Origin of the sequence: Metabacillus herbersteinensis (assembly GCF_042433335.1) — a bacterium.
In the GTDB taxonomy this organism is placed as follows: Bacteria; Bacillota; Bacilli; order Bacillales; family Bacillaceae; genus Metabacillus; species Metabacillus herbersteinensis.
This window is the reverse complement of record NZ_JBHLVO010000015.1, coordinates 1-15,658: the sequence shown is the minus strand read 5'-3', so window position 1 is coordinate 15,658 and position 15,658 is coordinate 1. Positions and strand designations below refer to the sequence as shown.

Annotated in this window: 13 protein-coding genes; 1 reads left to right on the top strand and 12 read right to left on the bottom strand. The window is 34.4% G+C overall.

Annotated features, from left to right (window positions below; translation table 11 throughout):
• Positions 1-45: 45 nt before the first annotated feature.
• From ACFFIX_RS16310 to ACFFIX_RS16300, 3 genes are all read right to left on the bottom strand, one after another.
• Positions 46-1,482: a YfcC family protein gene (locus tag ACFFIX_RS16310; protein WP_378935831.1), complete on the bottom strand. Its 1,437-nt coding sequence runs from the start codon at positions 1,480-1,482 to the stop codon at positions 46-48.
• Between the two features lie 53 nt (positions 1,483-1,535).
• Complete coding sequence (locus tag ACFFIX_RS16305) at positions 1,536-2,732, bottom strand: M20 family metallopeptidase (RefSeq protein ID WP_378935829.1); 1,197 nt, start codon at positions 2,730-2,732, stop codon at positions 1,536-1,538.
• Between the two features lie 214 nt (positions 2,733-2,946).
• Positions 2,947-3,837, bottom strand: a complete 891-nt coding sequence (locus ACFFIX_RS16300; RefSeq protein ID WP_378935827.1) for a LysR family transcriptional regulator — start codon at positions 3,835-3,837, stop codon at positions 2,947-2,949.
• A 196-nt stretch (positions 3,838-4,033) separates the two neighbouring features.
• Here ACFFIX_RS16300 and ACFFIX_RS16295 point away from each other — a divergent pair, with 196 nt between their 5' ends.
• Positions 4,034-4,180, top strand: coding sequence for a hypothetical protein (locus tag ACFFIX_RS16295; RefSeq protein WP_378935826.1), 147 nt, complete (start codon positions 4,034-4,036; stop codon positions 4,178-4,180).
• 107 nt (positions 4,181-4,287) lie between these two features.
• Here ACFFIX_RS16295 and ACFFIX_RS16290 read toward each other — a convergent pair whose 3' ends face one another.
• The 9 genes from ACFFIX_RS16290 to ACFFIX_RS16250 form a co-directional block, all read right to left on the bottom strand.
• Positions 4,288-4,680 carry an SRPBCC domain-containing protein gene (locus ACFFIX_RS16290; RefSeq protein WP_378935824.1) on the bottom strand — a complete coding sequence of 131 codons (393 nt, stop codon included), beginning with the start codon at positions 4,678-4,680 and terminating at the stop codon, positions 4,288-4,290.
• Between the two features lie 17 nt (positions 4,681-4,697).
• Entirely contained in the window at positions 4,698-5,123 is a 426-nt protein-coding gene (locus tag ACFFIX_RS16285) for an SRPBCC family protein (protein ID WP_378935823.1), read from the bottom strand.
• A 13-nt stretch (positions 5,124-5,136) separates the two neighbouring features.
• Positions 5,137-5,454, bottom strand: coding sequence for an ArsR/SmtB family transcription factor (locus tag ACFFIX_RS16280; RefSeq protein ID WP_378935821.1), 318 nt, complete (start codon positions 5,452-5,454; stop codon positions 5,137-5,139).
• Between the two features lie 772 nt (positions 5,455-6,226).
• Positions 6,227-6,880, bottom strand: coding sequence for a DUF1801 domain-containing protein (locus tag ACFFIX_RS16275; protein ID WP_378935819.1), 654 nt, complete (start codon positions 6,878-6,880; stop codon positions 6,227-6,229).
• Positions 6,881-7,401: 521 nt separating this feature from the next.
• The gene (locus tag ACFFIX_RS16270) at positions 7,402-8,109 is read right to left on the bottom strand and encodes a DNA alkylation repair protein (RefSeq protein ID WP_378935818.1); all 708 of its coding nucleotides are present in this window, start codon (positions 8,107-8,109) and stop codon (positions 7,402-7,404) included.
• 140 nt (positions 8,110-8,249) lie between these two features.
• Positions 8,250-8,633 carry a methylglyoxalase gene (gene glxB, locus ACFFIX_RS16265; protein WP_378935816.1) on the bottom strand — a complete coding sequence of 128 codons (384 nt, stop codon included), beginning with the start codon at positions 8,631-8,633 and terminating at the stop codon, positions 8,250-8,252.
• 110 nt (positions 8,634-8,743) lie between these two features.
• On the bottom strand, positions 8,744-9,022 hold the full coding sequence (locus ACFFIX_RS16260; protein ID WP_378935814.1) for an ArsR/SmtB family transcription factor: 279 nt from the start codon (positions 9,020-9,022) through the stop codon (positions 8,744-8,746).
• Positions 9,023-9,392: 370 nt separating this feature from the next.
• Positions 9,393-13,403, bottom strand: coding sequence for a YobI family P-loop NTPase (locus ACFFIX_RS16255; RefSeq protein WP_378935812.1), 4,011 nt, complete (start codon positions 13,401-13,403; stop codon positions 9,393-9,395).
• Between the two features lie 1,523 nt (positions 13,404-14,926).
• Positions 14,927-15,415, bottom strand: coding sequence for a GNAT family N-acetyltransferase (locus ACFFIX_RS16250; protein ID WP_378935810.1), 489 nt, complete (start codon positions 15,413-15,415; stop codon positions 14,927-14,929).
• Positions 15,416-15,658: the final 243 nt, after the last annotated feature.

The following is a 15,658-nucleotide window of genomic DNA, read 5'->3' as shown; positions in this document are numbered from 1 at the left end:
TTTATTCACCCTTTACTTCTTTACAAAATGGAGAAGTAATAATTTTTAATAATGAATATAATCTGCGAATAGGATAAAACCAGCTCCAATGACTACCCAGATTAAAAGCAATGGCCAGAAAAATTTGATCCAATCTTGATATTTAATCTTAGAAACAGCGAGACTTCCCATAAGCATTGCAGAAGTAGGAAGGATACAATTGGATAAGCCGTCTCCTAATTGGAAAATTAAAACCGTCGTTTGTCTTGACACGTCAATTAAATCAGCAAGAGGTACTAAAATTGGCATGGTCGTTGCTGCTTGCCCTGTACCAGAAGTAATAAAGATGTTCATGATGTTTTGGGCGGCATAAATACCTAACACTTGAATTTGACTTGGCAAATGAGCAATTGAAGTAAACATTCCATTTACAACTGAATCAATGATCGCACCCTGTTCTAAGACGACCACAACTCCTTTGGCAATACCGACGATAAAAGCACCAAAGGTAATTTCCTTTGCTCCGATCACAAATTCCTTCGCAATTTTACTTGGTCCATACTTTGATAAAAATCCAACAACAATACCTAATGATAAGAAAAACGCCGCAAGCTCCTCCATCCACCAACCTTTGCTTGAGACACCCCAAATTAAGACACCGAAACCTGCAACCACAGCTATGATGGTTAAATAATGAGTTACCTTTAAATTTGGTAAAGAGGCCAAGATATCCATTTTTCCTGCCCCTTCCTCTTTTTCAAGTTCTAAAGAAAGGCTAAGGGAAGGATCTTTTTTCACCTTTTTGGCATAGCGAATAATATAAGCACTTGTGACAACTAACAAAACAACTAATAAAATTGCTCGTAGCCACATGCCAGAAAATAATGGAATCTCTGCAATTGATTGAGCAATTCCTACGTTAAAAGGATTTAACAACCCTGCTGTAAATCCGCTAGCTGCACCCAACATCACCATGGCAGTACCTGTTATCGCATCATATCCCAACGATCTAGCAATCGCAATTCCGATTGGTACAAACGCCATAACCTCTGCAGACATTCCCATTGTAAAGCCACCAACAGAAAACAAAGTTAAAAATATCGGGATGACGACAAGTCTGCGATTCATAAAGGTTTTTCCAACCCTTGCTGTTACTGCTTCAATCGTTCCCGTAGAATTAATAATTTGGAACACTCCACCGATGATAAAAATGAAAAATACGGTATCACTTGCACTTGTTAACCCTTGAACAATGGCTAATGGGACCTCAATAAGACTAACGGGATTTTGCTCAACTGATTGAAATGTATTTTCTACTACAACCGTATTACCTGTTTCTTCATCCTCAACTCGATCAAATTCACCTGCTGGTAAAATATATGTTAAGAGTGCAGCTAATAAAATAATGAAAACAATAATAACAAATGTATGTGGCATTTTGAAAAAGCTAGCTAATTTCGACGGAGGTTTTGCTTTTGGTTCAATTGTTGATTTCGTATTCAATATAAAAACCACCTTTTTTATAGGATTTAACTAATGATAAATTCAACTTGTACTTACTTAGATTGTTTTTTCATCTTCCACATCTCAAATTCTTCTCGGATCGCTTGGAAATGAGCATTATTGCAGCATACGTCATAAGCAGTCATTGCTAAGGCTTTTGCTGCCTTATTTAAGCCCTGCATGCCAGCCTCTGATTTTGAAGCTTCGACAAATTCTGGAGTATGAGTGATGGCAACATCCGTAATTTTGATATACGGATGAATCGTAGCGGTTACTTGACCGACATTTCCTATGTCAGACGAACCGATTCCTCCTTTTTTTGGTGGCTCGATTACCTCTTCACCTAATAATTCCAAATTCTCTTTAAATAAGGAGGCTAACGTTTTATTATTATTTCGTTCCGCATAAACGAGACCCTCTGTGATTTCAATCCTTGCACCAACCGCTTCTGTAGCATGACGCGCAGCTGCGTATACCTTGTCGCGAACGACATTCAGTTCTTCTACTGTCTCCGCTCTTAATAAAAATTCTGCTTCACAGTAGTCCGGTACAACATTTGTTGCTTCTCCGCCTTTTGTGATAATCCCATGAATTCTAATATCATCTTTGAAAAATTGTCGCAATGAGTTGACAGTAACAAATGTGTTAATCACAGCGTCAAGAGCACTGATTCCTTTTTCTGGGGCAGAAGATGCATGCGCCGATTTTCCATAATATTTAAATGTTGCATCGACACATGCTAGTCCACCGCGAAGGACCATCGATTGTTTCTGCGGATGACACATCATCACCACATCAATATCTTCAAATACGTTGTCTTGAACCATTATGATTTTGCCTCCACCTTCTTCTTCAGCAGGTGTGCCTATAACAACGATTTTCCCTGGAAGATTTGGATGTGCCTCTTTTAATGCTAAAGCCGCACCGACTGTGGATGTTCCAATAATATTATGTCCACATCCATGGCCAAGTCCTTTTAAGGCATCGTATTCTGCTAATAAGGCAACGGTCGGTCCACCAGGCTTTCCTTCCCAAATTGCTCTAAACGATGTTTCTAGATTGGATATTCCTTTTTCAATTTCAAAACCAGCTTTTTCTAAAGGTTCTGTTAACCATTCCATTGCCTGATATTCATGAAAGCAAAGTTCAGGGTTCGCGTGAATCTTTAACGATAATTCACGTAGCTCATGGTCACGAGCATCTACAGCTGCTTGAATCGCATCTTTTCCTTCTACCAAACCAAAACTCATAAATATACAACCTCCCTCAACATTCTGAAAATTCATGATTTGATTATTCATTTTACGTTCTCTAGAACTATAAGTACAATTAATGTTTTTTTGGTTATATATAAAATTTTTTTATAGTATAAATATACAGAAATATAATACTTTATTAATTACTATTACGGAATAGTTTTTTAAAAGAAGAAAAAGAGAACACCATTTGTAGTGTTCTCTCTTTTTAACCAATATTCTTTATATAATTTACAAATGTAGAGACTGTGGCTAATTGCAGGGATGATTCACGATAGATCATCCATGTTCTTCTTTTCAGTTCCTGACCGTCTTTAAAAATTAAATCCTGACAAGTTAATTCATCCATTTCGTTAATGAATGCCCTTGGTATTATTGCATACCCTAGTCCTCTTTTCACCATCTCTTTACACGTCTCATAGCTGTCTACCTGCATGGAAATAAACGGTGATTGATCATATCGTTCGTCCCACCAGCGTTCAATGCTTTTGTCTAAAGGACTTGATGATATATTTTTATATTTCATCAATACAGCTGGCTCTTTTCGATTAATCATCGGATATTTAGGAAGTTCATGTAAATCAATTTCATTCTTCGCAATCAGGCAAATATTTTCTTCATTGAGAAGATACTTTTGATCTGACCAATTATAATCCCCTTTTACTATTGCAACATCAATCGTGCCTTCCATAAGCAAATCAAGCATTTCCGTACTAAAACCTGTATCCACATTCACATGAACTTTCGGATATTGGTTCACTAAATATTCTAAAATCGAAGGCAATTGGTAAAGTCCGAAGTTGCTGCTTACGCCTATTTTTAAATTTCCTTGCACTACATTTCCCATATTAAGTAAGTATTCTTTCGTCTTGCGTAAATCAGTAAGCATTCTTTTCGCATACTCTACTATATAGATACCAGCAGGTGTTATCTTAATGTTTTTCCCATTCTTTGAGAAGATCTTAATCTGAAATTCCTTTTCAATTTGCCGCAATCGATACGTCAAAGCTGGCTGTGTCATATAAAAACGTTCTGCTGCCTTTGTTAAATTCGAATCCTCATACAAATATTGCAAGATCAGACAATCCTTCTCATCCAAAACAATCACCTGCCCTATTATTTTAAACTAGATTTATTAAGTTATTTTCTATTTAAACATAGTGTAAGGGTGTTGTCTTTACATAAATGCTTTAAAGGCTTCCCATTATTCTCCGCTTAGATTAATTCTTAAATAAATATTTTTCATGAAAAAAACCAATGCTATTTATGATAAATAGGTAAAGGAGTATGATGATATGGGTAACCAAAGTGATGGACGACAAATTCGCTCAAGAGCTGAAAAAAGAGCAATCGAAAATGGACATGATGTTGAACCGAAGGAATTTTCCAGAGGAAATGGTAGTCAAAACAATAGAATTCCAAATAAAAATAAGAATTCATAAGTATTTGTATCTTAATCAAAAAAAGACTGAACACTGTTTCTTTTAGAGTTCAGTCTTTTCAAAATTGTCCTTATGCCCGTAGGCTTGTCCACTGCGAAATCTATTTTTTACTTTTCCAAATATTTTTTTAATGGTCCCCAATAATTCTCTTCCCAACCTGTTGAAAGATGCTCGCCTTGGCCTTCAGGAAAACCTGTGTGAGTTAATTCTAAAAGTGTTTCTTCTCCTTTTTCTTTTAACTCGATCTTAACAATCGAATAAACACCTTCTTCCCAGTTACCAGCACGCCATGCTTGGACCATTCTAACATTGGAAATTAACTCAATATTTCTTCCATAGATCATCCCTCCAAATAAAGAAAAGGCACCACCTGATTCACTACTGATTTCTGTTGGAGCTCCACCCGTTACTTGGCTAAATTGAGCTGAATCAATGAGTGCTTGATATATTTTTTGCGGAGTTTCTTTAAATAATTTTTCCTGCTTGATTGTGAATGTCATAAAAATTCCTCCTATTATTATTCCTTTATTGACCAAGGGTCGATCCCTGGATCAGTTCCCTCAGCTAAGATTTGAAGTCGGTTCATGTAATGCGACCAGCCATTACTATTGGATTTGAATTTTTCAACCGGGAGATTGTAGTGATGTAATTCAAGAATTGTCCCACCATCATGAGGAATCAGATTGAATTCAACGGTGCTAGATCCTGGTGGCATGATGTCAGAATCATTCCAACCCCACGTCCAAACCACTTTTTCATAAGGAACAATTTCTTTAAATTCTCCGATAGCAATGTCTTGACCGTTTATATCAATCCGGTATTTTCCCCCAATTGTAGGATCCATTAATACATTCTTTCCGATCCACTGGACCATTTTTTCTGGGTTAGTAAAAAAAGAAAATAACGTCTTTGGGCTGCATTTAATATAAATTTGCTTTTTCAAACTTTCCTTTGAATCAACTATCACGATTTCTCCTTTCTTCTGCTTCAGCTGCTTCCTTTAATAGCAGCAAGCTATCGTCCCAAAAGCTATCTAAATACTCCCTTAATTCTTTAAAGCCTTCCCTTCTAATGCGATAGTAGCGTTTTGTCCCTTCTTTGCGGACAACAACTAGCCCTGAGTTTTGTAAAACTTTTAAATGCTGTGAGATTGCAGGTGCAGAAATACGAAAGTAAGTAGCAATTTCACTAGAACTTAGCTCATTATTACGTAATAAATAAAGGATGTTTCTCCGATTAGGCTCTGAGATGGAATGAATAACTTTTTCAATCATATTTATAATTTAGCATACACTTAATTAAGCGTCAACTTAATTAAGTGTATGCTACATTATATACATATCTTTTCTACTCCCATTGTAATTATTATTTAAAAATGGAGTAATTATAAAAGAGCTAAATTTCCAATAACTAAAAAAATGGGGCTGCCCAGAAAGTCAGTGAAAGATGACTTTCCGACAGCCCCGTTTTTGGGAAGACTCTATTCTCTATGAATGTTGTTTTTCATTTTGAACCTTGACCGTTCCTTTCTGCTACAGGCACTTGCTTTCCGCGGGGAGGAAGTAGAGCCTCCTCACCTACGCCTCCGGGGTCTCGACCTTTCCTCTACACCCCGCAGGAGTCAAGTGCCTTCCGCTACAATCCACTCTTGGTTTAAATTTATGACAAAAGGAATCATCCTTATGAAATGAGCATTTCCGAAGTGAATAAACAAATGCACAAAAAATCAGGCACGAAAAATTGATCATTTTTCCTGTCTGCTTTCCTTTTAGGGACTTATTGGACAGCCCCGATTTTCCATTAGATTATTCATCTCCGTTGTGTCTGTATCAAAAAGCCAAAGGGTACATTTTTGTGTGCAGTATTTTTCTTTTCTTTCCTGGTAATGCGTAAGCCTGTTACACGTTAGTTTGCTTATACTCTACGAATCACTTTTTTGTTTTTTTTCATTTTAAGTTATTTGATTGAGTGTTACCTGCGATCTAAAAAGGAGTTCGAATGAACGCAAAGTGAGGTAATATCGTAAAGTTTGATTAATTTATTTTCTTATCGAATATTCTTGTGCGAGCCGTCACAGGAGGGTTGCTTTTGAGATAGTCCACAAGTGCAATCCTTTAATCCCTTTCCACCCAGAATTTGCTGCATATATTTTTCAACCCTTGATTCTCGAGTTTTGGATTGTTTGGGCCCCGAAAAATAAAGAATGTATGCTCTTTGCCGTCCCGGCGTCAAGCTTTTAAAAGCAGTTTTCAAGGTAGGGATTTCATCGAATTTATTTTGAAGTTCTTCAGGAATTATGTATTCTTCATTCTTTTTAAAATTCACATCCAAACCGGCTTTTTCAACTTCAATGGCTTCATAAATATAGGCTTTCAAGATGGTTTCCATTTCAACTATTTCTTGAACATTGGTGAACCTAATCTGGCGCGCAGCCTGTACATTCTCCGTTTGTTGGATTAGAATCCCATGGGCATCCTGTAACAAGGTACCTTTGTGAAACAGAAGCGCACAATATTCTTTAAATCCATGTATTAAAACTATGTTTTTTTTCTCAAACGTGTAACAAGGATGCATCCACTTAAATTCTTCGGTCAACTCACAGTCAAGAACGATATTTCTCAACTTCTCATATTCTTCCTTCCACTTTTTAGCTTTACTTAAAAATTCATCAACCTTAGGATTCATTCTACTATTTGTCATCAAGGAACACCCCTCTTCAATTTTTCGATCAGCTGACAGTCAAGAATGATCAATCTCAATTTCTTCAATTCTATCTGTCATTTTTTTGCTTTTCTTGAATATTTATAAAGCATTAGAAACAACAGATAAAAAACAACAAAAAAATAAAACAATTAACCTCATTTTAATTAAATAATTATTCCAATTTCCTTTTTGTGTAGAAACTCTACCCCTAAAAACCCTAGAGCATGTCATGGAGTGCTATTTGGTCCTGTTTTTTTACCTATGTTGTTTTTGATTCCTGGGATAAGCATTTGGTTACTTATAAAAATTGCATTAGGTGTTAATTAACATAAAAATGTTAAAAACACCTGTTAAGTTTTTTCATTTATTGCCGCTTTTCTTGAGTAAGGAGAGCGCCTTTTCTCAAAAATTACCACTTTCCTATCCGATAAGTTTATTCCACTAACCGTTAGTTCAGTAACTTCAACAAAAAGAGCGTCAATCCTTCTTGGATCAACACCCCGATGATAAGCTAATTATTAACATCTTACATATTTGCGTTTGAAACCAAGCTTGCCTCTATCAATTTCTTTTTGAATACTTTCGTAAGCATTTATGAAACTGCTTTTTTTCTTGTCCCGTTTGATTTCTACAGTACCTACTTCCTTTGCGGTCTCGTCTGCCTTTTCATGTAGCGGCAAATATGAAATCCCCACGGTGTATAGAAAATTATTCATAGCGGATTTCGTTCGATCTGGCGAATCATGAATCTTATTTTTCACAATATCAAGCATATTGGAAATCTTGTTTTCGGAAAATTCAATGTCTAGGCGATTCCCTAAAAGCCAGCAGTAACAACTCCAGCCCGCTGACATTCTTAGCTCGTCGCCGCTTGCGATCCATTTATCGGCAACGTCTTGTGCAATATCTGTTTCAGCTAAAGTTACTGCAACCACATAATCGGACAGCATATAAAAATACGCTCCATCCATCCAACGATCAAAATCCGACTCAGTCATGGCTTTTGGGTCTGCAATAATGCCTGCAAAGTACATTGCATCGTAGTTACCTGTGGCATAAAGCTCTTCAGCTAAACGTTGATTTTTTTTTATTTTCTTTGCAATTGGTTTCATAGCACCTGTAGCCACGCCAAAAAGCGGCTCGTGCGCACCGTTGGATATGTACATTTTTTTAGTTCGTTCCTTACCGAGGGATTCAAGCTCCTGCACAACTGTTTCGAGGTCCATAGTTTTATACTTCCTTCCTTTGGAAATTTGGGCTTTTTTCGTTACCCCATTAAAGCCACTTTAATGAAATAATCTTAATTCTAAAGCAATGCTCATTACCTGTTCTGATTCTCTAGCTTGTTGTTATTAAAAACTTAAAGTTACTTCTGCACTATCTGAATAAGGTTGCCGCATGTATCGTCGAAGACAGCTATTGTGACTTCGCCCATTTTTGTCGGCTCCATAGTAAACTTCACGCCGTTTTCCAATAATCGTTTGTACTCTTTATGAATATCTGCAACGCCAAACATTGTTGCTGGGATGCCCTCGGCAGATATCTTCTTTTGATACTCCTTTGCGGCAGGATGCTCATTCGGTTCGAGTAGTAGCTCGGTACCGTCATGAGCATCGGGAGAAACAAGCGTAATCCACCTGAATTTCCCCATAGGAACGTCATGCTTTTTTACAAATCCCAGCTTTTCTGAATAAAATTCCAGTGCCTTGTCTTGGTCTTGTACGAATATACTTGTAACAATGATTTTCATACTGTTTTTGCCTCCTTTGATATTTGTGCCGCATGGTGCTGTACTACCAATCTGGTTGCACTCAAAACAACCCATACATTCGTAAGAAGTCCTGTTCCGATTTTATAAAATTACTCTATCCATCCTTTCAGCAAGTTTTTAAGTGGTTCGTTGTTGAACATTAGTACTCGATATTTTCCCTTTCGTTTTGATTTTACCAGTCCTGCTTCTTCCAATGCAGAGAGATGTTTAGCGATCGCCTGTCGCGAAATGGCAAGGTCATGCTGCGTAATAAGACGTACCGTAAGTTCATACAACGTCTGCTCGTTGCGGTCGGATAGTTCGTCTAATATCAGCCGCCGAGTCGAGTCGCCGAGTGCTTTGAATATAGCGTCTTTGTCACAGTTCATATAACTAGCATATGCAACTATACGGTTGCTTGTCAAGTATAAGCAACTGTAGAGTTGCGTGATAAAGAAACCATATCATGCAATCTTAACAGTAACAACTGAACAATTTCCAGCAGACACGACATAGGAGAAAGTCCCTGATTGATACAAGAATAGAGACGCGTTCCTACATAAACGCGCTAGATTCTTGAATATCCCCCTTTTCTAATGAATAGTTTCGTTGTACTGTGCAGCAAACGGATCTATAGTTTTTTCATCTTTCTTTTTTAAATATTAGCACCCGTTCGATGAAGAAGACTATGAGAAATATTTGTAAGATTAAAGAAATCAGGCTCAAATGCCTTTTCATATGTATTTATACTCTTGTCTTTTATTTTTTTTTATTTCTTACCAAATACCCTTTTTCAAGTTCTTCGTACTCGTATATTACTAATAAATCACTTTTAAAATAATCCAAGAGTTTTACCAAGTTCTCGTTAGTTACACTGATTTCAAAACTTTTCCCATTCTTTTTTATATTCTCAAATGGATGTTCCAATTTTGAAAGAATGTCAAAAATCTCATCTCTGGTTAATTGATCAAATTTGAAAAATTGCAATAGAAAACTAGCTGCATTTCCTATTTCTAAATACCTTACAATTTTAACAATTAAAGCCTTGTCCATGTTCTCAAGAACTAGTTTTGAATCCTCTAATAGTTGTTCAAAAATTCTATTAGAAATTTGAGAGTTTATCTTTATACCCTTTGATGATCTTTTAATAGTATTCAAGCTTAATTGAACATCATCTGAATTTATTATAAGAGACTCAAACAATTCTTGATCCATCTGAATATCTTTGATTTTGTCTTGATTACCCAACAACAAATGGCTTGCCGAATCAACATCATGTGATTTGACCCTATCATATAATTCATGATCCCATGGTATTTGATGATTCCTTATTACTTCAATTACTACATACGAATAATCATTAGAAATAAGGTACATCAAATACTTAATCAATTTTATTTCATTAGAATCATTTAGCATGATTTCAAGCGCCTCAGCATTATGTCCAATTAACTTTTTATCTAGGATACTAATAAATTCTGGTGCTTCAATTTCTTGAATTCTATTTACTACATACTTTTCAATACGGGTCGAATTAATCATCTCACATTCGAGAAGCGATTCTAACAGTTCAAAGGACCAAATTAATTCATCATCTTCTATTAAAGTACTTAGATCTTTTTGAGCTTCTTTAAAGGTATCAAGAACGTATTCCTTTTTAAGTTGTTTAGTATCAATTGAACGGTATATGTCTGGATCCCATGCAAGAACTTTACTGCGAACCAGTTGTTTTACGACATCTGGACTTATGTTTGCACTTTCAGCTAAAGTTACATAATAATGTAGGCTATCAATAAATTCTTTAACTCTCGGATTCTTAGTATTCTTTGACTGTAGAATAGTTTTCACAAAATCCAAATACTTATCATCATTTACATACACATTCTGAACTTCTTTATAACTTTTTTCAATGAGTTCTGTCCAATTTCCATCAGTTGATAAGATATAGTCTACATCAAAATCTTGACTATTTTCCTTGTAAACGTGTTTACAATAACTAATGTTTTGCCATGTAAGAGTAAACTTCTTTAACTCGTAAATCTTTTTAAGAGCAATAAAGGCTTTTACTTCTGTTAAGTTCTCAATTACTCCATCCCAATGCTCGATCAACGATTCTATTGTGTTAACATTAATAGCTTCAGTATCAATTTTTTTTTGTATAAATTCAATAAATATAGATTCCTCTTCTTTATAAACATCTTGCTTTAGTATTACGTTGTTTATAAAATCGCTTATATTAATTTTGTAATAATCATAAACAAATTGTTCACTCTGTATTAACTTCATTGAAACATGGTTACTGTTAAGGATTGTTCTTAGATTGTGTAGATTAATCTCATACCCATTGATTTCTTTTACTTTCTCAAGAGCATGCTCTGGTATACCTTCCAACGAAGTGAATTTCACCCCAAGAATAGCTGATGCCTCATAAAATTCTTCAGTTTCTGGCAATGTAATTACATCTAATTGTTGAGAAACGAAAGTACCCAAACATTCAATACTTTCTAATCCTAATAAACTTTCCGCAGTAGCATTTTCCAATATTATTGTTGCATAACAACCTTTAACTTCTTCTGTAACTTCTATATTATTTGTTATATCCCATATATCCATTTCGTTGAGGATAGCTAAGTTTAAGAAGTCCCTAACCAAGTTCTTTGAAGGACTAATAGCTTCTCTAGACTTCAACAATAATAAGAACTCAAAAAGAAGGTCGAAATTCACTTCAATGTCTCGGAAGATTACGTCGATAATCTTCTCTACTTTTTCAGTGTTGCCTTCAGTTTTATGAACTAGTAGACGCTCTATAAAGTCAATATTTACTGCAGCAATACTGTTAATATCATCTACCCTAACCTTTTCTGCAATCTTCCCTTTGTTCTTCAGTTCGTACTCTAGCATCTGTTCTACAGAACCTAGTTTAATTAATTTCATTAATTCATTGTCGTTAGCACTTAGAGTACCTTCACGGAATACAGTAAGAAAATCTTCATATGATTCGTTCAACCAATTTTTACGTATCAGTAAATGTAACAACCGTTTATATGATAGGTCGACATGAAGTTCTATTCTATCTTCTATAAGTAATCTTGAGATTGACTTTGTTCTAATGTGCTTAATCTTTTCCTTCAATTTTGAGATTTGGCTATTTAATTCGTCTTGCTTTTTAACTTTGTTGTTTTCAAACTCTTTATACAGGTCCAGATAATTAACTGAATCAATTGTCATGAAATCATCTATATCATTGAATCTTACAACTAAAGACTCATTTTGTTTAATTACTATTTCTCCAGTAATTTTACTAACTGTAACAAAATCAAATAATTGATTCCCCGCGTTTAAATGATTTAGGTAAGAGTTACTTAGATTAACATGTCCTTGTGTAAATTGAACATTCTTACCTAATAAATTTCGCTTTTTAATGAAGAGAATTGATAGGTCCTGCTTTTCAGTCAAAATACTACCGAGTCCATTAGACGAAACAACATGTAATTTTTGAATCTTTTCCTCTAATGAAGAAATGAGTTGATCTTTTTCTTGAAAAACACTATGAACTATCCCTCTATTCTCAAGCAAGTCAGAATAATCTTTTGGATAGATGTTCTTATATACAATGAAAGCAAAAAGATGACTGTACGTGATACTAGAATTCTTTAGTCTGTGTCGATAGATTTCAAACTCATTGCAGATATTGACCAACGTTCTTTTATCATTAATGAATATTGCTATATCTTCAATTAAATTTCCACTTATGGATTGATTAGTGTTAGAGATATCAATTGACTCTATTTTTTTAATCCCTTTTAGTTTCTTCAAAAACTCAGACTCTGCGTTGGAGCCATGCAGAACTTTGACTGTTGGAATAATAAAATCAAAGAACTTAGTTCGATTGTAGATTAACTCTGTTTCATCCTCGTTAGAAAAAATATCGTCTTTTAGTGCATAAATAAATTTAATATCCCTATTCTTTAATCGCGCAGCATTATTAATAGTTGTATTTAGGCTTCTAAGCCTTTCAAAAACCGTTACATTGCCAAATCGGTCCAAGTCTTCAAAAACGATATATTTATAATCTGTTTTTTTAAATAGATAGATAATCTCATCTAGGTAGTGATTAAAAACAGTACTTCCATCTTGGAAATTGAACTCTATCCTCGTGCTGGCTACACCAAACTTGCTGACACCTAATTTTCTGAAGACTAAGAGTAAAAGATAAATAGACACACCAACTAATAATAAAAATAGCCATATTGCTACTATTGACAGGCTATTGCTCAAAAAAGCATTCTTTATATTCTCACTAAAGTAAGTATGAATTTTAGTAAACCATCCTCGACTGACTGTAAGATAAGTAAACGCTATTACTGTTAATAAAAATATCAATCTACGAAAAACATACCAAAAAGATAGATCACTAATTTTCGTGAACTTTGAATTTGGAATTTTGTCGGGATTAACTTGATAAAACATTTGCTGTAATATCTGTTGCTCTAATAAATTTTCGGTTATTTCATTATTAGTTTCTGATCGAACTTGCTCGGTTTGGAAAGTAGCAATTGATACTCTCAACATCTTTTTAGCTTTCTCTCCGTTTTGATCGAAATATGAATCGATGATTGTCGTTTTCCCTGCTCCGTAGCCACCTGTAATCGCGAGATTTAGATTAGCTTCATCATTTAATGCTTTATCTAAAACTGTAAGATAAAACTCTGCATCTCCTTCTAGCTTCTTCTTTGCTGCTAAGCTTTCAAATTCAATTAATTGTTCCATCCTTTAAACTCTCACCCCTTAATGCTACTTAAACAATGGAAAACCTACAGTATGTTCTTCAAAATTTATATTGATTATGTATAACATATTGAATTTCCTTCGTATTTCCTTTCATTTCTATATACACTTTTAGAATATTATACTAAAAATCGAGATGAATTACTTCTATACAATTGCAAGCTAGCATGATAAACCATTAATAACTAATTAATGGGGCTTTTTAGTGTTCAGTAAATATCCGGAATAATTTAATATATAAAAAGGCTAAAATAATCATCCTAAATAAATATTTATTACTCTCTCCATTGCTGTCACATCTAAATTATCCCATAGTTTAAAAAAGAAGGTACCATGTATTTTATATAAGGTACCTTTGCAGTATATTCCTCTTCGAACTCATTGCTAAGAAAATATAGTATTAAACAAAACTTAAATTTCATTGTTGCGCAGTATTTAGTCTACTACGTAATACCAGAGTTCCTCCACAATCTGGACCGATACTTGAAAAGACGCGTTTCTCAATAAACGGGCCCGATTGCTTAATAACGATCTTATAGGGTATTAGCCAAAGATTTTTCAGAAAGTCTCCCCTTTAATAAGATTTAAAAGGCATAAAGCATTTCAACATAATCAAAGCCCACAAATTCATCGACCCCTAATATCATATATTTTGCTTTTATTATCACCACTAACAAGGTTTATTTTTAAAATTTTCTTAATATGATATCATTATTGAAAAGATAACGGAAAAAGGAGGCAGTCCAATGTTAGGGAGGATATTTATCAACATTTCACGCACATAAATGTTGGTAACAAATTCACAAAAATGAATAAATATCAGCTTTTTTAAACTTCTTCATAGATTATTACCAGTTATTTCAAAACGTAATGACAAACTCAACCATTTTATTCTAATATAATGCACTTACGTTTTAACAGATAAGCTCCCGATTGTAATATAAAGTTATGTCATCCTACCTTTCATTTTTATATTTAAATCATCATAATCATCTTTATTGAAGGATACGGTTATTCTAGCCACTCTTTCTGAATTTGGATAAAGATATAATTACTGATTGAATTTCACTCCTAAAGGTGAAATTATTTGATAAATTATGTTGAAAATGTTGAAACAATCTAAATCTACTCCCTCTTCTAAGTGGTTCTTAACACTAATAACTACATTGTTCTCAATGATTTCAAATCTAGGTTTTCGGGGAGAAATACCCATTTTAACATATATTACCACATAATCTTATTAATTTTTCAGTTTTTTTCGAGGAAAAATAAGATCGTATATTTCATATTTCTTTTCGGTTTTGCCGAATTTTTGAGCAGGTGTGGCACCAATCTCTGTCTTTCCTTCCTTACTCCAGAATATGGCCCGATACACGAAAAGGACGCGATCCTAAAGAATCGCGCCCAGTTTGTTGAATAACTCCTTCAATTCGATGAGAACTCCTTTGATTGAACGACATTCTCTTCCTAAGAATTCATCCTTCAATAAACCGTATTGAGCTAAATTATATTTCAAATCTATAAACGTGTTGTTTTAAAGTGCCTTCATATTTCAATCCAATCTTCTCCATAATTCTCCAAGAACCAGGAGTTTCTTTAAATGCTTGAGCGTAAACTTTGTTTAAGTTTAAATCGTTAAAACCAAACTCTAGAACAGCCCTCGCTGCCTCTGTGCCATACCCTATATTCCAAAAAGGTTTACCAATCCAATAACCTAATTCTCCACGGCTATGTCTTCCCGAAAGTTTAATATTTATCATTCCAATTAAATTTTGTGTTTCTTTACTTGTAATTGCGAAATTAAATAATTCTCCTCTTTTCTCGGAATCTAAAACTTTTTCAATAAAATCTTTCGCAGAACCTTCTGGATAAGGATGTGGTATAGTCAACGTTGATTTTGAAACATCATACTCTCTAGCTAATTCTTCAACCTCTTGTGAATCCCCAACCTTAAGAGGTCTTAATCTTAATCTTTCCGTATCAAAAATTCTCATTATTATCCCCCGATTTTGTAAACGATTTTTATTGAATATTATCATAATTTGTAAGAATCCCTGGGATAAAATAAAAAAAAATATTGTATTATTAAGAAGTACCATTCTATACGAAAACACCTTTTAATAAAAAGCTGCAGCTCGATTGTATTTGATAATCTAAATTTGAGCCACTTTCCAAGAGTTTGATCACATAAAAAGTGAGCCACATGATTTCCAATTCTATTAACCTCTTTTATGATT